General features: G+C 56.0%; 1 protein-coding gene. It reads left to right on the forward strand.

The annotated features are described in order from the left end of the window. On the forward strand, window positions 1-738 hold a 738-nt coding region (ribB, locus tag JNK74_28770), incomplete at both ends, for a 3,4-dihydroxy-2-butanone-4-phosphate synthase (GenBank protein MBL7650176.1).

Genomic DNA, 738 nt, shown 5'->3' on the forward strand with positions numbered 1-738 from the left:
GGAAAAAGTAACCCCGGAGATCATCAATTTCATGGCTGTTCATGGCCGTGGGCTGATCTGTTTGCCGCTGACAGAAGAGCGTTGCGACGAGTTAAAGTTGTTCCCGCAAACTGCGGAGAATACGTCGAGCATGGGAACGGCATTCACAGTCTCGATCGAGGCCCGCGAAGGTGTGACGACTGGCATCTCCGCGGCTGATCGGGCGAAAACTATACTTACGGCCGTCGATCCGGAGTCGAGTGCCGCAGACCTCGCTCGTCCGGGACACGTATTTCCACTAAGGGCAAAACGCGGTGGCGTTCTGGTTCGTGTCGGTCAGACCGAAGCGAGTGTTGACATGGCACGCATCGCGGGATTGCAGCCCGCAGCGGTGATCTGCGAGATAATGAATGACGACGGCACGATGGCACGTATGCCGGAGCTTCGGGCGTTTGCGGAAAAGCATGGGCTGAAGATAATTTCCGTTGCCGATCTCGTTAAGTATCGGACAGCCAAGGAAACTCTCGTACATCGCGTCGCCGCGGCTGATCTGCCGTCAGAATACGGCACCTGGCACACGATACTTTACGAGAACATCATCAATGGCGAAACTCACGCAGCATTTGTTATGGGCGATGTTTCGGATACAACGGAGCCGGTGCTTGTTCGCGTCCAAACGGAGAATGTGACCTTCGCTATGTTTGGCTCGACACTTGGCGAGGCCGCGGCTGCGATGTCTTCGTCGTTGCGTCAGATCTC

Source organism: Candidatus Hydrogenedentota bacterium (assembly GCA_016791475.1).
Taxonomy (GTDB): Bacteria; Hydrogenedentota; Hydrogenedentia; order Hydrogenedentales; family JAEUWI01; genus JAEUWI01.